The 24,649-nt window shown below is 68.2% G+C and carries 20 protein-coding genes and 1 pseudogene; 14 read left to right on the forward strand and 7 right to left on the reverse strand.

Going from position 1 to position 24,649, the window contains the following annotated elements; genetic code table 11:
• From LDO54_RS14290 to LDO54_RS14315, 6 genes and pseudogenes are all read left to right on the forward strand, one after another.
• Nucleotides 1-493, forward strand: a pseudogene (locus LDO54_RS14290) (hypothetical protein); the annotation flags it as partial.
• On the forward strand, nt 490-1,002 hold the full coding sequence (locus LDO54_RS14295) for a hotdog family protein (protein WP_224011347.1): 513 nt from the start codon (nt 490-492) through the stop codon (nt 1,000-1,002). The pseudogene LDO54_RS14290 and the gene LDO54_RS14295, both read left to right, overlap by 4 nt.
• Nucleotides 1,003-1,015: 13 nt before the next feature.
• A complete protein-coding gene (locus tag LDO54_RS14300) occupies nt 1,016-1,330 on the forward strand; it encodes a hypothetical protein (RefSeq protein ID WP_224011348.1) in 315 nt (104 codons plus the stop codon).
• A 419-nt stretch (nt 1,331-1,749) separates the two neighbouring features.
• Complete coding sequence (locus LDO54_RS14305; RefSeq protein WP_224011349.1) at nt 1,750-2,355, forward strand: DUF2760 domain-containing protein; 606 nt, start codon at nt 1,750-1,752, stop codon at nt 2,353-2,355.
• The gene (locus tag LDO54_RS14310; protein ID WP_224011350.1) at nt 2,352-4,220 is read left to right on the forward strand and encodes an Hsp70 family protein; all 1,869 of its coding nucleotides are present in this window, start codon (nt 2,352-2,354) and stop codon (nt 4,218-4,220) included. The genes LDO54_RS14305 and LDO54_RS14310 overlap by 4 nt, the downstream gene beginning before the upstream one ends.
• 35 nt (nt 4,221-4,255) lie before the next feature.
• A complete protein-coding gene (locus LDO54_RS14315; RefSeq protein ID WP_224011351.1) occupies nt 4,256-7,144 on the forward strand; it encodes an Hsp70 family protein in 2,889 nt (962 codons plus the stop codon).
• A gap of 109 nt (nt 7,145-7,253) precedes the next feature.
• Here the strand turns inward: LDO54_RS14315 and LDO54_RS14320 are convergent, their stop codons facing one another.
• The 6 genes from LDO54_RS14320 to LDO54_RS14345 all read right to left on the reverse strand — a co-directional run bounded on the left by LDO54_RS14320 (nt 7,254) and on the right by LDO54_RS14345 (nt 14,474).
• Nucleotides 7,254-8,648 (reverse strand): MFS transporter, encoded by a 1,395-nt coding sequence (locus tag LDO54_RS14320; RefSeq protein WP_224011352.1) that lies wholly within the window; start codon nt 8,646-8,648, stop codon nt 7,254-7,256.
• Between the two features lie 24 nt (nt 8,649-8,672).
• A complete protein-coding gene (locus LDO54_RS14325) occupies nt 8,673-9,449 on the reverse strand; it encodes a type IV pili methyl-accepting chemotaxis transducer N-terminal domain-containing protein (RefSeq protein WP_356789968.1) in 777 nt (258 codons plus the stop codon).
• A gap of 454 nt (nt 9,450-9,903) precedes the next feature.
• Complete coding sequence (locus tag LDO54_RS14330) at nt 9,904-11,043, reverse strand: porin (protein ID WP_224011353.1); 1,140 nt, start codon at nt 11,041-11,043, stop codon at nt 9,904-9,906.
• Nucleotides 11,044-11,209: 166 nt separating this feature from the next.
• Nucleotides 11,210-12,040: an ABC transporter ATP-binding protein gene (locus LDO54_RS14335; protein WP_224011354.1), complete on the reverse strand. Its 831-nt coding sequence runs from the start codon at nt 12,038-12,040 to the stop codon at nt 11,210-11,212.
• Nucleotides 12,037-13,161 carry a FecCD family ABC transporter permease gene (locus tag LDO54_RS14340; RefSeq protein WP_224011355.1) on the reverse strand — a complete coding sequence of 375 codons (1,125 nt, stop codon included), beginning with the start codon at nt 13,159-13,161 and terminating at the stop codon, nt 12,037-12,039. Before LDO54_RS14340 ends, LDO54_RS14335 begins: the two co-directional genes overlap by 4 nt.
• Nucleotides 13,158-14,474, reverse strand: a complete 1,317-nt coding sequence (locus tag LDO54_RS14345) for an ABC transporter substrate-binding protein (protein ID WP_224011356.1) — start codon at nt 14,472-14,474, stop codon at nt 13,158-13,160. The genes LDO54_RS14340 and LDO54_RS14345 overlap by 4 nt, the downstream gene beginning before the upstream one ends.
• 124 nt (nt 14,475-14,598) lie before the next feature.
• On the opposite strand from LDO54_RS14345, the gene LDO54_RS14350 reads away from it, so the two are divergent.
• Nucleotides 14,599-15,345: a response regulator gene (locus LDO54_RS14350; RefSeq protein ID WP_224011357.1), complete on the forward strand. Its 747-nt coding sequence runs from the start codon at nt 14,599-14,601 to the stop codon at nt 15,343-15,345.
• Nucleotides 15,342-16,841 (forward strand): ATP-binding protein, encoded by a 1,500-nt coding sequence (locus LDO54_RS14355; RefSeq protein ID WP_224011358.1) that lies wholly within the window; start codon nt 15,342-15,344, stop codon nt 16,839-16,841. The genes LDO54_RS14350 and LDO54_RS14355 overlap by 4 nt, the downstream gene beginning before the upstream one ends.
• Nucleotides 16,842-16,860: 19 nt before the next feature.
• Here the strand turns inward: LDO54_RS14355 and LDO54_RS14360 are convergent, their stop codons facing one another.
• Entirely contained in the window at nt 16,861-17,655 is a 795-nt protein-coding gene (locus LDO54_RS14360; RefSeq protein ID WP_224011359.1) for an NAD(P)H-dependent oxidoreductase, read from the reverse strand.
• A gap of 72 nt (nt 17,656-17,727) precedes the next feature.
• On the opposite strand from LDO54_RS14360, the gene LDO54_RS14365 reads away from it, so the two are divergent.
• The 6 genes from LDO54_RS14365 (at nt 17,728) to LDO54_RS14390 (ending at nt 24,596) form a co-directional block, all read left to right on the forward strand.
• The gene (locus tag LDO54_RS14365; RefSeq protein WP_224011360.1) at nt 17,728-18,636 is read left to right on the forward strand and encodes a LysR family transcriptional regulator; all 909 of its coding nucleotides are present in this window, start codon (nt 17,728-17,730) and stop codon (nt 18,634-18,636) included.
• Between the two features lie 429 nt (nt 18,637-19,065).
• Nucleotides 19,066-20,700, forward strand: coding sequence for a peptide ABC transporter substrate-binding protein (locus tag LDO54_RS14370; protein ID WP_224011361.1), 1,635 nt, complete (start codon nt 19,066-19,068; stop codon nt 20,698-20,700).
• 13 nt (nt 20,701-20,713) lie between these two features.
• A complete protein-coding gene (locus LDO54_RS14375) occupies nt 20,714-21,652 on the forward strand; it encodes an ABC transporter permease subunit (protein WP_224011362.1) in 939 nt (312 codons plus the stop codon).
• A 25-nt stretch (nt 21,653-21,677) separates the two neighbouring features.
• On the forward strand, nt 21,678-22,562 hold the full coding sequence (locus LDO54_RS14380) for an ABC transporter permease (RefSeq protein ID WP_224011363.1): 885 nt from the start codon (nt 21,678-21,680) through the stop codon (nt 22,560-22,562).
• A gap of 1 nt (nt 22,563) precedes the next feature.
• The gene (locus LDO54_RS14385; RefSeq protein WP_224011364.1) at nt 22,564-23,547 is read left to right on the forward strand and encodes an ABC transporter ATP-binding protein; all 984 of its coding nucleotides are present in this window, start codon (nt 22,564-22,566) and stop codon (nt 23,545-23,547) included.
• Entirely contained in the window at nt 23,544-24,596 is a 1,053-nt protein-coding gene (locus LDO54_RS14390; RefSeq protein WP_290371080.1) for an ABC transporter ATP-binding protein, read from the forward strand. Before LDO54_RS14385 ends, LDO54_RS14390 begins: the two co-directional genes overlap by 4 nt.
• Nucleotides 24,597-24,649: the final 53 nt, after the last annotated feature.

Raw genomic sequence — 24,649 nt, forward strand, 5'->3', positions numbered from 1 at the left:
CCTGCTCGAAGCGCTCGCGCAGGTGGCCGTGGACCGCGTGCCGACGCTGCTGGTCGCCTACGACTGCGAGTATCCCGAGCCGCTGCGCACGGTGCGTCCGATCGCGGATGCGTTCGGCGTGGCGCTGGTGCTCACGCCGGTCGCGCATGACGATGCCGATGCCGACGACAGCGACAATGAAAACGGCAATGAAAGCGGCAACGCAGGCACACGCGTCTGCATCGAAGCGAAGCTCACCGATGCGCCCGCCACGCAACTCGACGCGCCCGAACTCGAAGCGCTGCGCGTCAACAATCCGGCAGCACGCGTGCTGCCGCTGCTGCATGCGCTCGCGGCGCGGCAAGCGGCGAGCGTGGTGATCGACTATCTGCCGGAAACGCGCGTGCGGCTCGATCTGTCGTGGCCCGATGCGCGCGCCGATGGCGTGTCGGATGTTGCGTCGGACGTTGCGTCGGAGATCGCTTCAGGCGCTGCGCGCGAGGCCGCGCCATGACACCCGAAGCGCCGACGCTCGCCGCGCCGCTCGACCGCGACTGGATCGCCGCGCACATTCCGCACAGCGGCGCGATGTGCCTGCTCGACCGCGTCGAAGCCTGGGACGACACGCAGATCCGCTGCCTCGCGACCAGCCATCTCGACGCGCACAATCCGCTGCGCTCGAACGGCCAGCTCGCCTCGGTCTGCGGCATCGAATACGCGGCGCAGGCGATGGCCGTGCACGGCGCGCTGATCGCCGCGAATGGTGCGAACGGAGGCGCGCAGCGTCCGCGCGCGGGCTTTCTCGCGAGCGTGCGCGGCGTCGAAGCGCAGGTCGCGCGGCTCGACACGCTGGACGCGCCGCTCATCGTCGAAGCCGAGCGCGTCGGCGGCGACGGCACGACGGTGCTTTATCGCTTCACGCTGCGCTGCGAGGCGCGCGTGCTGATGACGGGACGCGCGGCGGTCATGCTCGACGCGTCCGCGGCCGGGGCGCTGCGGCGGCCCGCCATCGACAACACCTGAAGGGAGAACCAAGATGAAAAACACGCGAATCCTGCTGGCCGCGCTGGTGCTCGGCCTCGTCAGTTCGGCCTCGTTCGCCGACGTCCACGAAGTGAAGGAAGACATCAAGCACGACACGAAGTCGGCGGCGAAGGCGACCGGCCACGCCGCGAAGGACTTCGGCCACGCCACGGCGAGCGCGGCAAAGAGCGTCGGCCACGGCATCGCGCACGGCTCGCGCGAAGGCTGGGACGCGACCAAGCGCGTGACCCACGAGGGCTGGGACGCCACCAAGCGCACCACCAAGCGCGTGTTCCATAAGGACGACGCGGCGGGCGACGACGCCTGACGTGCCGGGGCACACGTCCAACTCGTCCGATCAGGACGATCAGGACGACCCGAACGACGGCATTCCCGTGCGATACGCCGTCTGCATCACCCGAAGCGCGCGGGCGGCCGTTCCGGCCATCGCGCCCGCGCCCGCGCCGCCCAAGCCTCGCCACTACCTCGCGATACCCCCGCCAGACGCCCGCCACACCGGCCTCGCACGCCGGTTTCCCTCCTCCGAACGGCCAATTTGCCCGCTTTTTGTCCGGTAAGCGCCCGCGACAAGGCAAAATACGGGTTTCGAGCCCGCACGGGCTCATGTTTTTTCCCGCCGGCCGCTCCGCACACGGGGCCAGAACACGGCGAAGCCACGCGAAAGACGCAGCGGCGCCCGGCCCGGCCGGACGCTCGCCCTCGCGTGCGAGACCACTGGAGTTGTTGATGACCGAAGCCAAGATTTCCTTCGCTGGCCGCCTTTCGCTGGCCATCGGATCGTTTTTCGCCATTCTCGGCGACGCCGACCTCGCGGCCGGCGTGCGCCGTCTGCGTAACGGCGAAGCCGTCGCGACCGCGCCGCAAGCACCCGTGCCTGCCGCCGCGCCCGTAGCGACTCCGGCGCCCGCGCCCGCCCCAGTCGTCCCCGCGCCCGTCGCCGCCATCGAGGAAGCCAGCCCGCAATCGGCGCTGCAACTGCTCGGCCTGCTGCAGCGTAACGCGCGCTTCGTCGACTTCGTCGAGGAAGACATCGCGGGCTACAACGACGCCGACATCGGCGCGGCCGCGCGCCTCGTCCACGAAGGCTGCCGCGCCACGCTGCGCGAGCACTTCACGATCCGCCCGGTGCGCAGCGAGGCCGAAGGCAGCCGCGTGACCCTCGCGGAAGGCTTCGACGCCACCGCCATCCGCCTGACCGGCAATGTGGTCGGCTCCGCGCCCTTCAACGGCACGGTCAGCCATCGCGGCTGGCGCGTCGAAGACGTCAAACTGCCCAAGCTCGTGAAGTCGCACGACGCGAAGGTCATTGCACCGGCCGAGGTGGAACTGTGAGCGATCCGCGTTTTTCGATCGGCGTCGATCTGGGCACGACGCACTGCGCCCTCTCCTACGTCGACCTCGCCGCCAGTGACGGCGAGAAGACCGTGCAGGGCGTGTTGCCCGTCACGCAACTCACCGCGCCCGGCGCGATCGAGTCGCCCGAGCTGCTGCCCTCGTTTCTCTATCTGCCGAACGCGGGCGAACTCACGCCCGGCGACCTGACGCTGCCGTGGACCGCCTCGCGCGACTACGCCGTCGGCGAAATGGCGCGCAGCCGTGGCGCGGGCACGCCCATCCGCCTCGTGTCGAGCGCGAAAAGCTGGCTCTGCCATCCGGGCGTGGACCGCCGCGCGGCGATCCTGCCGAACGACGCGCCGCCCGAAGTCGCGCGCGTCTCGCCGCTCGAAAGCTCGATCCGCTATCTGACGCATCTGCGCGAAGCCTGGGATCACGCGCATCCCGACGCGCCGTTCGCGCAGCAGGACGTCACCGTCACGATTCCGGCCTCGTTCGATCCGGCCGCGCGCGAACTGACGGCCGAAGCCGCGCAGGCCGCGGGCTACACCAGCATGACGCTGCTCGAAGAACCGCAGGCCGCGCTCTATAGCTGGATCCAGAAAAGCGGCGGCGCGTGGCGCAAGGACGTGAAGGTCGGCGACATCATCCTCGTCGTGGACGTGGGCGGCGGCACCACCGACCTTTCGCTGATCGCCGTGGTCGAGCGCGAAGGCAATCTCGAACTGCTGCGCGTGGCCGTGGGCGAGCACATCCTGCTCGGCGGCGACAACATGGACCTCGCGCTCGCGCACGTGGTCGCGCGCAAGCTCGCGCAGCAAGGCACGCAGGCCGATCCGTGGCAGCTGCGCGCGCTCACCTACGCGTGCCGTTCGGCCAAGGAGCAACTGCTCTCCGACGCCAGCCTCGAAGCCGTCCCGCTGGTCGTGCCGAGCCGAGGCTCGAAGCTGATCGGCGGCTCGATCCGCACCGAACTCACGCGCGCCGAACTCACGGCCACGATTCTCGAAGGCTTCTTCCCGCGCGTGGACGCGGCGGCGCGCCCGGTCGTGCGCACGCGCGCCGGTCTCACGCAACTGGGCCTGCCCTACGCGCAGGACGCGGGCGTCACGCGCCATCTCGCGGCCTTCCTCGGCCGCCAGGTCGCGGCGCTCGCGGAAGTCGAAGGCTTCGGCGCGCCCGCCGAAGGCACGAGCTTCCTGCATCCCACGGCCGTGCTGTTCAACGGCGGCGTGTTCAAGTCGTCGCTGCTGGCCGGGCGCGTGCTCGAGATCATCAACGGCTGGCTCGCGGCGGAAAGCGCGGCGAGCGCGCGTCTGCTCGGCGGCGCGGACCTCGACCTCGCGGTCGCGCGCGGCGCGGCCTATTACGGCTATGTGAAGCGCGGCAAGGGCGTGCGCATCCGCGGAGGCACGGCGCGCGCGTACTACGTGGCGATCGAGTCGGCCATGCCCGCGGTGCCGGGCCTGGAGCCGCCCATTTCGGCGCTCTGCGTCGCGCCCTTCGGCATGGAAGAAGGCAGCGACGCCGCCTTGCCGCCGCAGGAATTCGGCCTCGTCGTGGGCGAGCCGGTGCAGTTCCGCTTCTTCGGCTCGTCGGTGCGCCGCCAGGATCAGGTCGGCACGATGCTCGACTTCTGGTCGCCCGACGAACTTCAGGAACTCGAATCGATCCAGGCCACGCTGCCTAGCGCGGGCCGCACCGTGGGCGAAGTCGTCGCGGTCAGGCTGCATGCGCGCGTGACCGAAGCGGGCACGCTCGAACTCGAAGCCGTGCCGTCGGGTAGCGACGAGCGCTGGAAGGTCGAATTCGACGTGCGCGGCGGCGCGAGCGACGGTGCGAACCAGGGCGCTGACTTCTGAGCGCACGCTTGAAGTCCGATCCGCATGAGCACGCGATGAAGCAATACGTCGTCGGCATCGACCTGGGAACGAGCAACACGGTCGTGGCCTGGGCCGAAGCCGGCGCAAGCGGGGCCGATGCGGGCCAGGTCGGCGTGTTCGAAATCGAGCAGCTGACGGGGCTCGGCGAGGTGAGCGCGCAGCCGCTGCTGCCATCCGCGCGCTATCACCCCGCGCCCGGCGAACTCGCGGCCGAGGCGCTGCGGCTGCCTTGGCCTGAATCCGCTTCTTCGGCTGCCGCTTCCCCGGCTGACGCGCCCGCGCCCGTCGTCGGCAAGCTCGCGCGCACGCTCGGCGCGCAGGTGCCGGGGCGGCTCGTCGCCAGCGCGAAAAGCTGGCTCTCGCACGCCTCGGTCGACCGCCTCGCGCCGATCCTGCCCTGGGGCGCGCCCGAGGACGTCGCCAAGGTTTCGCCCGTCGATGCGAGCGCGAGCTATCTCGCGCACGTGCGCGCGGCCTGGAATCATCGTTTCCCGCATGCGCCGCTCGAACATCAGGACGTGGTGCTCACCGTGCCCGCTTCGTTCGACGACGGCGCGCGCGCGCTCACGCTCGAAGCCGCGCGGCGCGCGCAATTGCCCACGCTGCGGCTGCTCGAAGAACCGCAGGCGGCGTTCTACGACTGGCTGTTCCATCATCGCGACGCGCTGCAAACCGAGCTGGCGCAGACGCGGCTCGTGCTCGTCTGCGACGTGGGCGGCGGCACGACCGACCTCACGCTCATCAAGGTGCATTTCGAGAACGGCGTTGAGAACGGCGTCGAGAACGGCGAGCCGCAGCTGACCCGCATCGGCGTGGGCAACCATCTGATGCTCGGCGGCGACAACATGGACCTCGCGCTCGCGCATCTGGCCGAAAGCCGCCTCGCGACCCAGGACGCGCGGCTCTCGGCGGCGAGCCTGTCGCAGCTCGTCGAGCGCTGCCGCGTCGCCAAGGAGCAACTGCTCGGCGACGCCGCGCCCGAGTCGGTCGGCATCACGCTGCTCGGCGCGGGCGCGCGGCTGATCGGCGGCGCACGCTCGACGCAGTTGGGCCGCGACGAGGCCGAGCGCATCGTCGTCGATGGCTTCTTTCCGGCGGTCGGCCCGCGCGATCTGCCGCGCCGCTCGCGCGCGGCGATCGTCGAATTCGGCCTGCCCTATGCGGCCGACGCGGGCATCACGCGTCATATCGCGGCCTTCCTGCAACGCTTCGCCGCGCAGTCGCGCGAGGCGCTGGGCGTGTCCGCCAATGTTGTCGATTCCGGCAATTCCGCTGATTCCGCCAGCCTGCCGATGCCCGACACGCTGCTGCTCAACGGCGGCGTGTTCCGCGCGCCCGCGCTCGCGGCGCGTCTGCGCGAGACGCTCGGCAACTGGCGGCAGGCCCCGCTCACGGTGCTGCAAAACGATCAGCCCGACGTGGCCGTCGCGCGCGGCGCCGTCGCGTTCGCGCTGGCGCGCGCGGGTCACGCGCCGCGGATCGGCGGCGGCTCGCCGCGCAGCTATTTCCTCGTGCTCGACGATGGCAGCGAAGCGCGGCGCGGCATCTGCCTGCTGCCGCGCGGCACCGAAGAGGGTCACGAAGTGCGGCTCGACGAGCGCGTATTCGCGCTGCGCCTCGGTCATCCGGTGCAGTTCCATCTGGTCTCGACGGTCGCGGAAACGGCGTGGCAGCCGGGCGAGATCGTCGATCTCGACAACGACGCCGCCGACTTCGTGCGCCTGCCGCCGCTCGCGACGGTGGTCAAGCGCGAGCGCGGCGCGGGCAAGACGCGCGACGAACGGCCCGTGCGGCTCACGGCGCAACTGACCGAAGTCGGCACGCTCGAAGTGCGCTGTATCGCCACCGAAGACGCGTCGCAGCGCTGGCTGCTCGAATTCCAGTTGCGCCGCGACGAAGCCGCTCACGCCGAAGGCGCGGGCGACGACGATCCGCTCGCGGACAACGCGCGCCATCCCTCGCTCGATCACGCCATCGAACTGATCGAGCGCGTGTTCGGCGCGAAGTCGTCGAAGGTCGATCCGAAGGAGGTGAAGCGGCTGCGCGCGCAGCTCGAACAGACGCTCGGGGCGCGTCAGAACTGGGACAGCCCGCTGCTGCGCGAACTGTTCGGCGCGCTCTGGGAACGCGCGGCGCGACGCCGCCGCTCGCCCGACCACGAACGTCTCTGGCTCAATCTCGCCGGGTATTGCGTGCGGCCGGGCTTCGGCTATCCGCTCGACGAATGGCGCGTCGAACAACTGTGGACGCTGTTCGACGACGGCATCCAGCACATCAACGACAGCCAGGTCTGGTCCGAGTGGTGGACGCTCTGGCGGCGCGCGGCGGGCGGTCTCGACGAGGCCGCGCAGGAACAGGTGCTCGAAGCGATGCACTGGCTCGAAGAAGCAGCGAGTTCGAAGCAGCACAAGCTGCCTTTCGATCCCGCGCGCCTCGGCAACGCCGATATGACGCGGCTTTACGCGTCGCTCGAACGCATCGGTGCGGAGCGCAAGATCGAGATCGGCGAGCGGTTGCTGACACGGCTGCAGAAGCCTTCGGAAAATCATCAGAGCTGGTGGGCCGTGGGGCGTATCGGCGCGCGGCTGCCCTTCTACGGCAGCGCGCACGGCGTCGTGCCGCCCGAGGTCGCCACGCGCTGGCTCGACGCGATCCTCGCGCTCGACTGGAAGAAGGTCGAACCCGCGATGTTCGCGGCCACGCAGATCGCGCGCATGACCGGCGACCGCTCGCGCGATCTCGATCCTGCCGTGCGCGAAACGGTGCTGCGGCGGCTCGAACACGGCAACGCACCGCCTACGTGGATCGAGATGGTGCGCGAAGTCGTCACGCTCGATAACGCCGATACGGGCCGCGTGTTCGGCGAGGCGTTACCGGCTGGCTTGAAGCTGATGAGCGCTTGAGGTCCCTGCACCGCTCGCGCATCAACATCGACATCGCATCGCCCAAACGAAAACGCGCTCCGGCTTGAAACCGGAGCGCGTTTTTTATCGCGTGACGATGTGCGAGAACTTAGTTACCCGCACGCACCTCGACCGTCTGCACAGCCGGTTGCGGCATGACGCTTTCCTGCGGCAGCGCCCATTCGAGCCAGCGTGCACGATGCGCCACCACCAGCATGAAGGCCAGCGCCGCGATCGCACCGAAGGTCGCGAAACCCATCTGATAGCTGCCCGTGCTTTCCTTCGCGATACCCATGATCACCGGCAGATAGAAGCCGCCGATGCCGCCCGCCGCGCCCACGATGCCCGACATCAGACCCGTGCGGCCGGTCCAGCGGCGCGGCACGAGCTGGAAGGTCGCGCCGTTGCCGAGACCGAAGCAGACATACGTGAACAGCAGCAGGCCGATGCCCGCAGCGAACGGCGGCATCCACGCGGCGAACGCGAAGTCGCACAGCGAGATCGCCGCGAGCAGCAGCACGAGCGCACGCACGCCGGAGATGCGATCGGCGATCAGGCCGCCGAGCGGACGCACCATCGCACCCGTCAGCGCCAGCAGCGACATGATCACGCCCGCTTCGAGCTTCGGCACCTGATAGAGCGAGATCAGCAGCGTCGTCACATACGAGGACATGCCGACGAAACCGCCGAACGTGATGCTGTAGACGAGCATGACGACCCACGTGTCGCCTTCCGCGAGCACGCCGCGATAGTGGCGCGGCAGCACCGCGATCGCGAGCAGCGCGCCGAGCACCGGCAGCAGCAGCACGCCGGTCTTGCCCGCACCGAACACGCCCGCATGCACAGCCAGCACCAGCGCGATCAGGCCGGCGAGCGTGATGAAGAACGCGCGCATCGCCTTCGGTGCGCTGCCCGATTTCACGCCGAGATCGCGCGCCCAGAAGCACACGGCGAGCGCCGCGAGCGCCAGCAGCGGCAGCGCCGCGCCGGTCGCACGCGCCCAGCCGAAGCTGTTGGCGAGGCCCGGGAACAGGAAGCCGTCGAGCACCGCGCCGATGTTGCCGGCCGCCGCGAGGCCGAGCACGAGGCCCTGCACCTTCGGCGGATAGTTGCTGCCGGCCATCGGCAGCGCCACCGCGAAACTCGCGCCGCCCACGCCGAGCAGCACGCCCAGCACCAGCAGCATCGTGTACGACGGCGCGCCCGGCATCAGCAGCAGCACGAGCGCCGGAATCGCCGAGAGCGCAATGCCCATCAGCGCAACCTTGCGGCCGTCGCAAGCCTGATAGAGATTGCCGAGCGTCACGCGCAGGATCGCCGCGCCGAGCACCGGCACCGCGACCAGCAGGCCGAGTTCGGCCGGCGTCATCTTGATGTCCTTCTGGATGAAGGGCGCGAGCGGCCCCAACATCACCCACACCGTGAAGCCGGTGTCGAAGTACAGAAAACACGCGACCAGCGCGCGCCAGTTACCGCTCTTGAGCGAGTTCAGCAGGTCTTTCACGAGGCTCTCCCCAGGTAAAAACGATCAGCACGCCAGCGGCGCGTGAATCCGATGATTTCGTACTCCGATGCTTTGTCCGGCGCTTCTTGCGCCGTTGCGTCCAGCAGACGTATCGAGCCCGCCGCGCGCGCCGACCACGCCTTGAATCAGGCGATCCATTTCGCCGATCACGTTCGCCAGCTCGGCGGTGATCACGGCGAATTCGCGTCCGTACTGCCCCGCGCGCGCCGCCGCCACGCGGGCATTGAGCGCGACGATATTGGCGCGCATCGAAATGGTGGCGAGCTGGTCGGCGACCTCGGCTTCGCGGCGCTGCGTCTGGGCTTCGACGCCGCGCATCGCATCCTGATAGGCGAGCGTGAGCGTCTGCAGCAGATCGAGCAGCGGCGTGGCTTCGGCCGTGAGTTTCGCCAGCGCGTCGATGCCGTTGATGTGGCTTGCGCCCGCGCTTTTATCGATGCCGCCGCGTTCGAGCTGCGCGATCGCTTCGCCCGCGAGCTTCATGAACGCGCGGATACGGTCGTCGGCACGGCGCGCACCGAAGTAAAGCTGACGCAGCGCGTCCGAGAACACGCCCGGAAAATGACCGTCGCCTTCCACGAGTTGCGCGTGCGCTTCGGCGAACGCCGCGAGGCAGCCGCGCGCGACACCGAGCGCCTCCTGCCCTTGCGCGCCTTCCTGCGTCGCGAGCAGCACGTACAGCACGATGCGCTGCGAGAGCATGCGCTGACGCCCCGACAGGTTGATCAGTTCGCCCACGACTTCTCCAGATACGGCTTCGGCGGTTTCGTGCTTCATCATCAGGAGTACAGAATGGGTAAAAAGCGTGGGTGGCGAGCGATACGGCTCGAACAATCGTCAGGTGCGAGCGCCAATAAAAAAGCGTCCCGAAGCAACGCCCTCACGCGCCGCGTGTCGGGATATCGCTTCGGGACGCCGTTGCCCCGCTTGCTGCTTGACCTGCCGGATTCACTCCCGCTCGCGCGGGCGTCACATCAATTCGTTGGAGCCGTCATTGGCCCCGAGCCTATTTAGCAATACGTATGCCAACTGCGCATCCGCGTGCGTCGCGCGCGCGAAAACGCCGATGGCGTAAGGCTTTGGCAAGGGGCCCCGTTTCGAGCGGGGAAAAAGCGCGGCGGCCGCGCGCGTGACGCAGCGCCGCATTCGTGTGCCTGTCATGAAAGCTGGTGGTGCACCGCAGCGAGGCGGCGCACCATCGGCGGGCGCGCGTCCGCGTCCGCCAGGGCCGGGTTTAGAACCGGTGCCGGATGCCCACGCCCACGACCGTCTGCTGGTCCGAGCTCGACGCCGACTGGCCGCTCACGTCCGCGCCCAGGCCCGAGCCGTCGGCGGCGATGTGCTGCCAGCTCACCTGCGTATACAGATCGGTGCGCTTCGAGAGGAAGTAATCGGCTTCCACCGACACTTCATGCCAGCGCGGATGATGCTCGCCGCTCGCGCTCGACATCGTCCCCTGCGTGTACGTGTACTCGCCGCCCAGGCTGAACGCGGGCGTGAAGTGATAAACCGCGTTCAGCTCGTAGTTCGAGAAGCTCGCGCCCTCGCCGTTCGCCGAAATGCCGAGGCTGTTCGCGCCGTTGATGGTGTCGAGCCCGCCGAGCTGCGTGCGCGTCCACACGAAGCCCACGCGCGCATTGCCCGCGAACCAGTTCACGCCCGCGCCGTAAATGCGCTGCTGCGCGGCGATGAAGGTGCGCTCGGTCAGCGTGATCGCGCCGTTCGTGTTGCTGCTGCCGCCGTTGTTCGCCTGCAGATAGCCCGCTGCGAACAGCAGCGCGCCCGTGTCGTACGAGGCGCCGAGGCTGTAGACGCGGTTGTCGTCGAAGCCGCCCGCTTCGTTCGAGAAGCCGTAGAGCGCGCCGAACTTCACGCCGCCGTAGTTCGCGCTCGCGTACTTGACCGCGTTGTTCACGCGGAACGAGTTGTTCAGGTTGTCGTTGTCGTACGGGTGCGCGCTCAGGTTGTTGCCGCCGGGATGCTGGCCCGTGAAGCTCAGCGGCGCGAGGTAATCGACCACGGAGTCGTACTGGCGGCCGAGCGTGAGCGCGCCGTAACGCTCATTTTCAAGCCCGACGTAAGACTGGAAGCCGAACATGCGGCCGCCCTGGCGCAGCGTGCCGTTCATCACCGAAAAGCCGCTTTCGAGCTGGAAGATCGCGGCCGTGCCGCCGCCCAGATCCTCGCGCCCCTTAAAACCCCAATGACTGCCGGTCACGTTGCCGCTGCCCGCCTGGACCACGTGATGGCCGCCCGAATTGCTGTTGAACGAAAGACCGGCGTCGATGATGCCGTACAGCGTCACGCTGTCCTGCGCGTGCGCCGCGCAGGTCCATGCCGCCGCGCAGGCGGCGACCAGGAATGCCTTTTTCATAATGCCCTGTTGTGTGTCGTGTTGTTTCGAGTTGTCGTTCGCGGCGTGGCCGCGTGCATATCCGATGCGCGCGCGGGCGCGCGATGGCGCGGCGTCGAAAAACGACGCGCCATCGGCGTAGCGAAACGATCGGATTGGGGCGGGCTGGCTGGGCCGCGCGGCACGCTTAACGCGTGTGGCGACTGGCGATGCCCTGGCGATCGGCGAGACCGTCGATCAGCACTTGATGAAGACCGCGCGAGCAAGGCTCGATACGCGCGCGGACTCCGAAAACCTGCGCAAGACTCTGCGGCGTGACGACTTCGGCGCTCGGACCGAAGTGCGCGATGCGCCCGTCGTGCAGCAGCATCGCGCGATCACAGGTGCGCAATGCCGCGTTGATGTCGTGCAGCACGACCACGGTCGCGATGCCGCGCTCGCGCGTGACGTCGCGCAGCACCGCCATCACCTGGAACTGGTGATTGAGGTCGAGCGCCGAGAGCGGCTCGTCGAGCAGCAACACCTGCGGCTCGCGCACCAGCGCCTGGGCGATGCCGACAAGCTGGCGCTGACCGCCCGAAAGTTCGTCGAGCGAGCGGTTCGCGAGCGCCGCGATGTCGAGCCGTTCGAGCGTCGCGTGCGCCGCCGAAAGATCACGCTGCGCGGCCGATCCGGTGCGCGAACGCAAGGCCGGATCGCGGCCCGCGCGCGCGGCCACCAGCACCGACTCCAGCACCTGCAGCCGCACGCCCGCCGGCAGCGCCTGCGGCAGATACACCACGCTGTGCGAACGCGCGCTCGCCGCCGTGAGCGCGAGCGGCGCGCCGTCGAGCGTCAGCGAACCCGCAACCGGTTTCGCGAGGCCCGCGAGCGTGCGCAGCAGCGTGGACTTGCCGCTGCCGTTCGGCCCGAGCAGCGCCGTGATCTCGCCGCGCGGCAGCGGCCCAGCGCTCAGGCCGCGCAGCACGTCGCGGCGGCCGTAGCGCACGCTCAGGTCGTGAATCGCGAGACCGCTCATGCCGTGCCTCCCTGCGAGCGCACGACGATGCCGAGAAACAGCGGAATGCCCACCAGCGCCGTGACGATGCCGACCGGAATCAGCACGCCCGGAATCAGCAGCTTCGAGGCGATCGACGCCATCGACAGCATCAGCGCGCCCAGCAGCAGGCTGCCCGGCAGATAGAAACGATGGTCCTCGCCGAACAGTGCGCGCGCGACGTGCGGCGCGATCAGCCCGACGAAACCGATGGTGCCGACGAACGACACCGCGAGCGCCGAGAGCACCGCCACGCGCAACAGCGTGCCCAGACGCAGCCGCTTCACGTCGATGCCGAAGCTCGCCGCGCGGTCCTCGCCCAGACGCAGCGCGGTCAGCGCCCACGCGTTCTTCATCGAGAGCGGCAAGGCGATCGCGAGCGCCGCCACGAGCACGCCGATCTTCGGCCAGTCCGCGCGCGCGAGCGAGCCGAGCGTCCAGAACACGAGGCCCTGCAAGGCGTCGGCGGACGCGATGAACTGCATCAGCTCGACGAGCGCATGAAACGAGAACACCAGCGCGATGCCCATCAGCACCACGCCCGCCGTGCTCATGCCGCGCCAGCGCGCGACCAGATCGAGCACGAGCGCCGAGGCGAACGCGAACACGAACGCGTTGGCCGAGACGATCCACGTCTGCGACACGCCCGGAATCGCGAGATCGAGCACGATCGCAAGCGAAGCGCCGAACGCCGCCGCCGCCGACACGCCGAGCGTGTACGGACTCGCGAGCGGATTGTTGAGGATGGTCTGCATCTCCGCGCCCGAAAGCCCGAGCGCCGCGCCGACCGCGAGCGCCATCACCGCATAGGGCAAGCGGATCTGCCAGACGATCACGACGTTGGCCGGATCGGCGGAGGCGCGATCGAACAGCGTGCGCAGCAGCGTCGCGAGCGGCAGGCCCGACGGCCCCGAACTCAGATCGACGAGCAGCGAGGCCAGGATCAGCAGCGCGACCGCCACGAGCAGGAGCGCGCGGCGGCGCGTGAGCCGCGTGTAGGCGCGCAACTGGCGCTGCGCCTCGTCGCCGTGCGCGGCGAGTTGCGCATCGGCGTCGGCGTGCGCGCGCCAGCCCGAACCGGCCGGCAGGCGCGCGTCGCTCATCGCGCGGCCTCTTTCTGCGCCGCAGCTTGGGCCGCAGCCTGGGCCGGGGCTTGCGCCAGCGGCGCATCGACCCAATCGGCGCCGCTAACCGGCACGGCGAGGAAGCGTCGATACAGCTCGGCCTGGGTCGCCTTCACGTCGAGCGACTTGAACTGCTGCGGATAGAACCACTTCGCGAACGCCTCGATCGCCAGAATGTTGTACGGCGAGTCGTAGTAGTTGTGCGAGATGCCGTGCACGCGGCCATCGTGAATCGCCTTGATGGTGTCGAAACCCGGACGCGCCACCAGTTGCGCGAGGCTCGCCTGCGCGTCGTGCTCGCTCGTTTCCGCGCCCACGCGCAGCGACGCGAGACCCGGCTTGGTGCGGCTGCCCGTGGCGATATAGACATCGGGCTTCGAGGCGATCACCTGCTCCATGCTGATGTCGCCGAGCACGCCCGGCAGCAGATCCGCCGCGATGTTGCGGCCGCCCGCGGCCTGCACGAACTCGCCGAAATTGCCCTTGCCCGCCGTGTGGCAGCAGCCCGCGTCCCACACGCCCGCGAGCATGTCGACGAAGACCTTCGGCCGCTGATTCTCGGGAATCTTGTTCACGACGTTCTCGACCGCCGCGAGATGCTGCTGGTAGAACGCGATATACGCATCGGCCTGCTGCTCGCGGTGCAGCACCTCGCCGAGCAGCTTGATGCTCGGCACCGTGTTCTGCAGCGGATGCACGCGGAAGTCGATGAACACCACCGTCGTGCCGGTCGCTTCGAGTTGCTTCACGAGCGCGTTATAACGGCTCGGGCCGTGACCGGCCACGCTGAAGATCGCCACATCGGGCTTGAGCGCGAGCGCCTTTTCGTCGCTGATGCTGTCCTCGGTCGCCTTGCCGATCAGCGGAATCTGGCGGATCTGCGGGAACTTGCGCGCGTAGGCGTCGAAAGTCTGCGGGTCCATCGCGGGCAGATCGCCCTGCCAGCCGACGATGCGCGCGAGCGGCTGCTGGCCTTCGAGCAGCGCGACCGCCGAGAGCAGACGGCTTTCGCCGAGCAGGATGCGGTGCGGATTGGCGGGAATCTTGACCGTGCGGCCCGCCAGATCGGTGACGGTCTGCGCGGCGGGCGCGGTCGTGGCGGTCGTCGCGGCATTCGTCGTGCCATTGGCGGCGGCGCTCGACGCGGCGGGCGCGGCGGCCCAGGCCTGCGAGGCGCTCAGGCTCAGCCCCATCGCCAGCGTGAGCGCTGCGGCGGCCGTGCGTGCAAGGCGGGCGAAAGGTTCGGCGTGCGACGCAAGCGCGACGCGGGAAACGGGCGTGATATAGTTCATAAATGAGAACGATTGCTATTTGCAGGCCACACTTTAGCGGCGCGATGTAATGGCAATGTGTTGAGAAGCGGCGCTTTTGTAATGGAATGTGTTGGCGCCGCCCGCAGCGGAAAAAAGAACAGCGATGGACCACATACTCGTCGTCGACGACGACCCCAATATCCGCACGCTCCTGCGCGACTATCTGCGCGACATGGGCTACGAGGCGAGCGCGGCCACCAACGGCACGCAGATGAAACAGACGCTGCGCCAGCAGAAGATCGACCTGATCGTGCTCGATCTCATGCTCGACGGCGAGGACGGACTCGATCTCACGCGCGAGCTGCGCCGCGAAAACGCGGTGCCGATCATCATGCTGTCGGCGCGCGGCGGCCTGCTCGACCGCATTCTCGGCCTCGAAATGGGCGCCGACGACTATCTGCCCAAACCCTTCGATCCGCGCGAACTGGTCGCGAAGATCAAGGTCGTGCTGCGCCGCACGCGCGCCGTGCCCGTCGAGAACGCGCCCCATGCGCCGCACGCGCAGCACGTCCGGCACGGCGACGCCAGCGCGTTCGTGAGCTTCGCGGGCTGGCGTCTCGACACGCGCATGAAGCAGATGCTCTCGCCCGAGGGCGTGGTGGTCTCGCTCGGCGGCTCCGACTACCGCACGCTGCGCACGCTGCTCGATCATCCGAACCGGCCGCTGTCGCGCGAATTCCTGCTCGAACAGGTCTTCGACAAGGACCACACGCCGCTCGACCGCTCGATCGACGTCTGCGTGAGCCGCCTGCGCCATCACCTCAAGGATTCGGCGCGCAACGCCGCGCTGATCCGCACGGTGCGCAACGAGGGCTACATGCTGGTCGCCGACGTGAGTCACGAAGCGTGACGCAGCCGAACGCGACGACGCGCGCTTCACGTACATGGCAGCGCGTGAAGCGCGCCTTCTGGCCCGATACGCTGTTCGGCCGCCTCGTGCTGATTCTCGCGGCGGGCATGTTCGCGGGCCAGTTGCTCACGAGCACGATCTGGTTCGACACGCACGACAATCGCACGCTCGAAATCCCCGCGCGCCTGTTCGCGAGCCGTCTCGCCGACACGGTGCGCCTGCTCGAACGCGCGCCCGACGCCGCCACGCGCGCGAGCGTGCTGAGCGCGCTCGGCGACGACCGTTATCAGTTGCAGTGGGTGCAAGGCGCGCCGCCCGCCCCGCCCACGTCCTCGCTTGCGCCTTCGCTCACGCTGCGCGCGACGGGCGGGCTGATCGAAGGCGTGATCCGCAAGCGCCTTGGCACGCCCATCGAAGTGCGTCTGCTCGATGCGCATCTGCGCGACGACGCCGGACGTCATCACGGCATTCTCAGCCTGTTCGACTCGCGCATGCCCACGGGCGACTTCCACGTACTCCTGAATATTCCTCAGCAAGGCTGGCTGGAGATCCGTTCGAAGGAAGGCCAGGCGGGCATGCATTCGGAGCGCGGCGAACTCGTGTTCGATTACCTGCTGCGGATTTATCTGCTGCGTTTCGCGGCGGTCTGCGCGATTGCGTTCGTCGCGGTGCGCTTCGCGCTCGCGCCGCTGCGTTCGCTCACGCGCGCGGCGCAGGCGCTCGGCCGCAACATTCATCGCGCGCCGCTGCCCGAAACCGGGCCGCAGGAAGTGCGCAGCGCGGCGCAGTCGTTCAACGCGATGCAGCAGCAATTGATCGACAGCTTCGCGCAGCGCGCGCGTTTTCTCGCGGCCGTTTCGCACGATCTGCGCTCGCCGCTTACGCGCTTGCGGCTGCGCGCGGAAATGCTGCCCGATCCGGCATGGCGCGAGCGGCTGCGCGGCGATCTCGACGAAATGGAAGCGATGGTGCGCGCGACGCTCGATGTCGTGCAGGGCGTCGAAGTGACCGAAGCGCATCAGAAAATCGATCTCGATTCGATGCTCGAAGGCCTCGCCGCCGACGCGCGCGAAGCGGGACACGCCGTGAGCGTGACGGGCGCGACGCGCGCGCCCGTGCGCGGCTTCGCGCGCAATCTCAAGCGCTGTTTGCAGAATCTCGTGGACAACGCGATCCGCTACGGCGGCGCGGCGCAGATCGCCGTGCGCGATGAAGGCGGCAGCGTGCGCGTGACCGTCAGCGACAACGGACCCGGCATCGCCGACGACGCGCTGCGCGAACGCGTGTTCGAGCCGTATTTCCGTATCGCGTCGCTGCAACGCGCGGACGACGGTTCGGAAAACAATGAAGACCAACCCGGCGGCACCGGTCTCGGGCTCACGATCGCGCGCAGCGTGGCCGCCGCGCACGGCGGCACGCTCACGCTCATGAACCGCATCGAAAACGGCCGCATCGCCGGGCTGAACGCCGAACTCGTGCTGCCGCGCGACGACTGATCCTCGCGCTCAGGAACGCTCAAGCCACCGCGCCCGCGCCATCCACATGCGCGGCAAACCCCGTTCTCCCCGGCGCAATCTCGTCGCGCAAGGTCAGCGCCGGAATCTCGTAAGCCCCCGTATTCTGCGGACGAAATGCAATCGGCTCGGTCGTCCACAAGCGGTCGAGCCGTTCGCCCAGCGCCTCGCGCGTGGCGGCGAAACGCGCCTCGTCCATGCGGCTCGTGCGATAGACCACGAATGGCGGCAGCACGTCGAAACCGGGGTAATACAGCACGCCGTGCTGAATCGGAAACAGGATGTCGTCGATCGGCCCGTTGATGCCGCGCGGCCCGTAATGCGACTCCCAGCCGCCCGTGGTGACGACCAGCATCGCGCGCTTGCCGGCCAGCGTGCCCTCGCCGTAACGGCTGCCCCAGCGCTGATCCGAATGCTCGCCCACGCCGTACGCGAAACCGTAGGCATAGACGCGCTCGACCCAGCCCTTCAGGATCGCGGGCATCGTGAACCACCAGAGCGGAAATTGCAGGATCACGGCGTCGGCCCAGCGCAGCTTGTCCTGCTCGGCGGCGATATCGGCGGGCTGCGTGCCGCCCTCGAACGCGTGGCGCGAATCGGCGGACGGACGGAACGGCTCGGCGAGATCGCGCGCGGGTGCATCGTCGGCGTCGAGCGTGGCTTTCCAGTTCATCGCGTAGAGATCCGAGATCTGCACCGTGTGGCCCGCGCGTTCGAGACGCTCGACGGCGAAATCCTTGAGCGAACCGTTCAGCGAGCGCGGTTCGGGATGGGCATAGACCAGCAGCACGTTCATGACGACACTCCGTTTGGGTAAGTGAGATCGAGCTTAGCGGCCGCTCTGCTATATTTGAAATGAATAGTGGCAATGGCAGGTATTACCGTGAATAATCTCCGCCGTCTCGACCTCAATCTGCTGATCACGCTCGACGTGCTGCTCGACGAACTCAACGTCACGCGCGCAGCCGAACGGCTCGCGTTTTCGCAGCCCGCCGTGAGCGTGCAGCTGGCGCGGCTGCGCGACCTGCTCGGCGACCCGCTGCTGCTGCCCGGCCCGCGTGGCATGCGCCCGACCGCGCGCGCCGAGTCCTTGCGCGAGCCGCTGCGCGAAGCGCTCGACGCGCTGGAGCGCGCGGTCGCGCCCGAAGGGCCGTTCGATCCCTCGAAGGCGCAGCAGACCTGGCGCGTCTCCGCCACCGACTACGGCGAATCGACCATCGTGCTGCCCGCGCTCAATGCGCTGCGCGCCGCCGCGCCGCAAACGCGCCTCGCCGTCGTCGAACATCCGCCCGCGAATCTCGCCAAGGCCGCCGAACAAGGCGAGATCGATCTCGCGTTTCATATCGTCAGCGGCGCGCCCGACACGCTGCGCCAGCGCCTGCTGTTCAAGGAGCGCTACGTGCTGGCCGGGCGCGCGGGGCATCCGCGCCTGAAGCGCCGCCCGAACGCGAAGCAGTTCTGCGAACTCGAACACGTGATCGTCTCGCCCGACGGCGGCGGCTTTCGCGGCGTGACCGACGAAGCACTCGCACAAGCCGGACTCGCGCGCCGCGTGGTGCTCTCGGTGCCGCATTTTCTGTTCGTGATCGCCGCGATCTCACAGACCGATCTGGTCGCGATGCTGCCGTGGCGGCTCGTGCGCGGCAATCCGGCGCTGCGTCTCGTCGAGGCGCCCGTCGAGGTGCCCGGTTATGAGATGTGCATGCTGTGGCACGAGCGCGTGCATCGCGATCCGGTGCATCGCTGGCTGCGCGAACAGATCGCCGCGGCCATGTGAGCGCTCGCGCGCTTGATCAAATTGATCAAGCGCAACGCGCCGTCACGGCGCGAAACAACTTTCGGCGCATTCGTGTAGCCCGGCGCGCGGCGCATGTGCCTGATCGCGCCGATTCTCGCGCTCAGCGCCCAAAATAAAACAATCAATATCAACGGCTTACGCGCGCGCCCGCGAAACCGTTCCACGCCCCGCGCACACGCGACTGACGCGCCACTATCAGATAACTCCGATTCTTTCGGCGCATCCCCCCGGATTGACAAGCCCAGGCGCGATTCCAATAATCGCCCCCGGCTCGCCAGAGCAGGCTAATTCTCGAATCTTCGCGCGGACAATCCGCGCCGCGTGCGCCAAGGCCTGTGCGCGAACTGCACGTGCGCAAATCGCATCGACCGGCACGACCCAGTCAATGACATTTAATCAGGATAACGAATGAGACGATCGACCCGCCCCCTTCTCCGTGCCGCCACCTTCGCTGCGTTGACCGCGCTCTCGTTCGCGCAAATCGGTCCCTCGTTCGCCGTCACGATTCCGCCTGGCACCGCCCTCGCGCAGAAGCAGGAAATCACGCGCCAACTGCTTGCCGAAATCGAATCGCTCGATCCCGCGCGCATTGAATCGGTCAGCGCGAATCTCGTGGGTCTCGATATCTACGAAGGTCTCACGCGCATCGACGCGGCGGGCAACGTCGTGCCGGGCGTGGCCGAATCGTGGACGCGCCCCGCGCCCGATACCTGGATCTTCAAGCTGCGCCGCGACGCCAAATGGAGCGACGGCCATCCCGTGACCGCCGCCGATTTCGTCTACGCGTGGCAGCGCATGGCCGATCCCAAGACGGCTTCGGTCTATACGGTCGCGATCGAATTCCTCCAGAACGCCAAGGCGGTGATCGCGGGCAAGACACCCGTCACGAGTCTCGGCGCGCGCGCGATCGACCCTTACACGCTCGAAGTGAAGACCGAGGCGCCGGTGCCCTTCTTCACCGAATTGGCCGCGAATGCGAGCCTGTCGCCGATCGACCGCAACACCGTCGCGCGCTACGGCGCGAGCTGGACGCGTCCCGGCAATCTCGTGAGCAACGGCCCGTATGTGCTCGCCGACTGGCAGCCGAACAACCGCATCGTGCTCGCGAAGAATCCGCATTACTGGAACACCGCGCGCGTGGCGATCACCAAGGTCACGTATCTGCCGATCGAAAGCGACGAAACCGCCATGCGCATGTTCCAGTCCGGCCAGATCGACATGACGTATCAATTGCCGTCGGGCCAGTACGCGCAGATCCAGAAGCAGTTCGGCCCCGAGTTGCGCGCGGGCACGCAGATCGGCACGTATTACTACGCGCTCAACAACACCGACCCCGCGCTGCGCGACGCGCGCGTGCGTCAGGCGCTCTCGATGGTGCTCGACCGCGACCTGCTCACCGCGAAGATCACGCAGAACGGCGAGCGTCCCGCCTATGGCCTGATCGTGAACGGCACGAAAGGCGCGCAGCCGTTCGCGCCCGACTGGGCCGCGTGGCCGATGGCGAAACGTGTCGAGACGGCGCGCGGCCTGCTGAAAGCGGCGGGCTATTCCGATGCGAAGCCGCTGAGCTTCACCCTGATCTACAACACCAACGAAATGCACAAGAAGGTCGCGCTGTTCGCGACGAGCGAATGGCGCACCAAGCTCGGCGTGAATGCGAAGATCGAGAACCTCGAATTCAAGGTGCTGCTCAAGCAACGTCACGACGCGGCGTTCCAGATCGCGCGCGACGGCTGGTACGTGGACTACAACGACGCGATGTCGTACTTCGGCCTGATTCAATGCGGCAGCCCGCAGAACGATCAGCGCTACTGCAATCAGAAGGTCGATGCCGAAGTCGCGCAAGCCAATCGCCAGACCGACGACGCGAAGCGCCAGGCCCAGCTCACCGCGGCCTTCAATCACGCGATGGCTGACTATCCGCTGGTGCCGCTGTTTCAGTACGCGAACGCGCGGCTCGTGAAGTCCTATGTCGGCGGCTATTCGCTCACGAACTATATCGACGAGCGCGCCACGCAGGACATGTACATCCTCAAGCACTGATCCGCGCCTCGCCATGTTCGCCTATACCCTGCGCCGCCTGCTCTGGGCGGTGCCCACCGTGCTCGCGGTCGTGACCGCCTGCTTCCTGCTGCTGCATTGCACGCCCGGCGGCCCGTTCGACACCGACAAGCCGCTCTCGGCAGCGGCGCTCGCGAATCTCAACGCGCGCTATCACCTCGACGAGCCTCTGTGGCAGCAGTATTTGCGCTATCTGGGCGCGCTGCTGCACGGCGATCTCGGCAGTTCGTTCCGCTATGCCGACTGGTCCGTGAACGAGCTTGTCAGGAAGGCGCTGCCGATCAGTCTCGGCGTCGGCGGCATGTCGATTCCGCTCGCCGTGTTGTTCGGCGTGGCGCTCGGCTCGGTGGCCGCCGTGCGCCGCAACAGCCTGATCGATCACGCGGTGATGCTGCTCGGCAATCTCGGCAACGTCGTGCCGCCGTTCGTGCTCGCCCCCGCGCTCGTGTTGTGCTTCGCTATCCTGATCAAATCATCGGACGGCGGCGGCTTGCTGCCTGCGGGCGGATGGGGCGACGGCGAGTGGCACTACCGCGTGCTGCCCATCGCAGTGCTGGTGTTCGTCAACATGGCGTCGATCGCGCGCGTGATGCGCGGCAGCCTGATCGAAGTGATGTCGGGCAACTTCATCCGCACCGCGCGCGCCAAGGGCTTGCCCGGCCACACCATCGTGCTGCGCCATGCGCTGCGTCCCGCATTGATGCCGGTGGTTTCGCTGCTCGGCCCCGTCTGCATTTCGTCGATCACGGCGGCCGTGGTCACCGAGTCGGTGTTCGCGCTGCCGGGGCTCGGCCAGCTGGTCGTCAACGGTGCGGTCAATCGCGACTACACGCTCGTGCTCGGCCTCGTCGTGCTCACCACGGTCTGCGCCGTGCTGTTCAACCTGCTCGTCGATCTGGCGTATGCGTGGCTCGATCCGCGCATCCGTTACTGATTTCGCCTGCTTTCCCCTACCTCACATGAATGCCCTCACCACTCCCCCCGCGCACGCCGGCAACGCGCGGCGCGCGTTACCGCCCGCGCTCGCGCGCTTCGTGCGCCATCGCGCGGCGCTCGTGAGTTTCGTCTTGCTCGTGCTGATCGCGCTGGCCTGTTTCATCGGCCCCATGCTGCTGACGAATTCGCCCACCGACAGCGACTGGAGCGCCATCAGCCTCGCGCCCACGCTGCAAGGCGGCCACTGGTTCGGCACCGACGAACTCGGTCGCGATCTGCTCGCGCGCACGCTCGTGGGCGGCCGCGTCTCGCTCGAAGTCGGGCTGCTCGGCACACTGGTATCCACGCTCGCTGGCGTGCTGGTCGGCGCCACGGCCGGGTTTCTGGGCGGGCGCACCGACGCCATCCTCATGCGCCTCGTCGACATGATGTACGCGATTCCGTACATGCTGATCGCGATCCTGATGGTCACGCTGTTCGGCCGCGCGTTCTCGCTCGTGGTGCTCACGATCAGCGCGTTTTCGTGGCTCGACATGGCGCGCGTGGTGCGCGGCCAGACGCTGTCGCTGCGCACGCGCGAGTTCGTCGACGCGGCGCGCGCCATCGGCGTAAAACCGGCCGCCATCATCGTCCGGCATATCGTGCCGAATCTCGCGGGCATCGTCGCGGTGTACGCCACGGTCACGGTCCCCGCGATCATCCTCACGGAGTCGGTGCTGTCGTTTCTCGGCCTCGGCGTACAGGAGCCGATGACCAGTTGGGGCGTGCTGATCGAAGACGGCGCGCAGAAACTCGAAGCGATGCCGTGGCTGCTGCTCTGCCCCGCCGCGCTGCTGTGCACGACGCTCTATTGCGTGAATTTTGTCGGCGACGGGCTGCGCGATGCGCTCGACCCGCGGGAGCGTTGACATGGCGCTGCTCGAAGTCGATCAACTCGGCGTGCGCTTCCTGCGCCGCGACGGCCCGCCGCTCACGGTCGTGCACGACGTCTCGTTCGCGCTCGAAGCGGGCGGCACGCTCGGCATCGTCGGCGAGTCGGGCTCGGGCAAGAGCCAGACCGTCATGGCGATGCTCGGCCTGCTCGCCACGAACGGGCGCGCGTATGGCCACGCGCGTTTTCGCGGCGACGATCTGCTCGCGATGAAACCCGGCGCGCTCAATCGCCTTCGCGGCGACCGCATCGCGATGATCTTCCAGGACCCGATGACCTCGCTCAATCCGTTCCTCACGATCGAGCGGCAGATGACCGAGGCGCTGCAACTGCACCGCAAGCTCACGCGCCGTGCGGCGCGCATGCGCGCGATCGACGCGCTCGAACGCGTGCGGATTCCCGACGCCGCGCGCCGCATCGGCCTGTATCCGCACGAGTTTTCGGGCGGCATGCGCCAGCGCGTGCTGATTGCCACGGCGCTCATGATGGAGCCCGACGTGCTGATCGCCGACGAACCCACCACGGCGCTCGACGTAACGGTGCAGGCGCAGATCATGGCGCTGCTGCGCGAGATGAACCGCGAGCGCGGCACGGCCATTCTGCTGATCACGCACGACATGGGCGTGGTCGCCGAACTCTGCGACGACGTCATGGTGATGTACGCCGGACGCGCGGTCGAGAAGGCGTCCGCTGCGGCGTTATTCATCAGTCCCATGCATCCGTACACGGCCGGTCTGCTCGGCGCGCTGCCGCGTCTCGACGCGCCGGGTGGCGCGCCGCTGCGCACGATTCCCGGCAATCCGCCGCTGCCCGGCGGCGGCGGCGCGGGATGCGCATTCGCGCCGCGCTGTGCGCAGGCGTTCGAACGCTGCCGCCAGGAAACGCCGCTGCTGCGCGCGTCCGGCACGCGCGAACGCGCCTGCCATCTGCCCGCGCCCGTCGCGCAAGGAGCGTGCGCATGAACGTCGCCTCCCTCCACTCGTCCGCGATGACACCCGATCACGCATCCGCCGAAACGCTGCTGAGCGTGCGCGATCTCGCCGTGCATTTTCGCGTGAAGCGCGGCCCCTGGCCGTGGCAACAGGCGACGCTGCGCGCCGTCGACGGCATTTCGTTCGACGTGCGGCGCGGCGAAACGCTCGGTCTCGTCGGCGAATCGGGCTGCGGAAAATCGACGCTCGCGCGCGCCGTGATCGGTCTCGCGCCGGTCGCGGCGGGCAGCGTGAAGTGGCGCGGCGAAGAGACCGTGCACGGCGCGCGCCGCCAGCTCGGCACGCTGCGCCGCGACGCGCAGATGATCTTTCAGGACCCGCTCGCCTCGCTCGATCCGCGCATGTCGATCGCGCAGATCGTCGCCGAGCCGCTCGTCACGCACGCGCCGCAACTCGGCCGCAAGGAGATCGAGCGGCGCGTGCTCACGATGCTCGAACGTGTGGGCCTGAACGCGCATCACGCGGCGCGGCGCGCACATGAATTCTCGGGCGGCCAGTGTCAGCGCGTGGGCATCGCGCGCGCGCTGATCGGCGAGCCCGGACTCGTGATCTGCGACGAGCCGGTTTCGGCGCTCGACGTGTCGATCCAGGCGCAGATCGTCAATCTGCTGCGCGACCTGCAACGCGAACTCGCGCTCTCGCTGCTGTTCGTGGCGCACGACCTCGCGGTGGTGAAGACCATCAGCCATCGCGTGATGGTGATGTATCTGGGCCGCGTGATGGAACTGGGCGAGCGCGACGCGCTTTACGGCGCCGCACGTCATCCGTACACGCAGGCGCTACTCGACGCCGTGCCGCTGCCCGATCCGGCGCTCGCCCGCGCACGCAACGTGCCGTTGTTGAGCGGAGAAATTCCCTCGCCGCTCTATCCGCCTTCAGGTTGTGCGTTCCGCACGCGCTGCATGCGCGCGCTCGCGGTGTGCGCGACCCAGACGCCTGCGCTGCGTGCGCACGGCCCAACCGAATCGATTACCGCCTGCTGGCATCCGCGCATGGACGGCGATCCTCCCGCTGCCTGACGCGTCCGCCTGCTTCACGCAGGCGGTCGTCCAATCAGACAGATTGGCAATCC

This window comes from Paraburkholderia tropica (assembly GCF_914484835.1).
GTDB lineage: Bacteria > Pseudomonadota > Gammaproteobacteria > Burkholderiales > Burkholderiaceae > Paraburkholderia > Paraburkholderia tropica_A.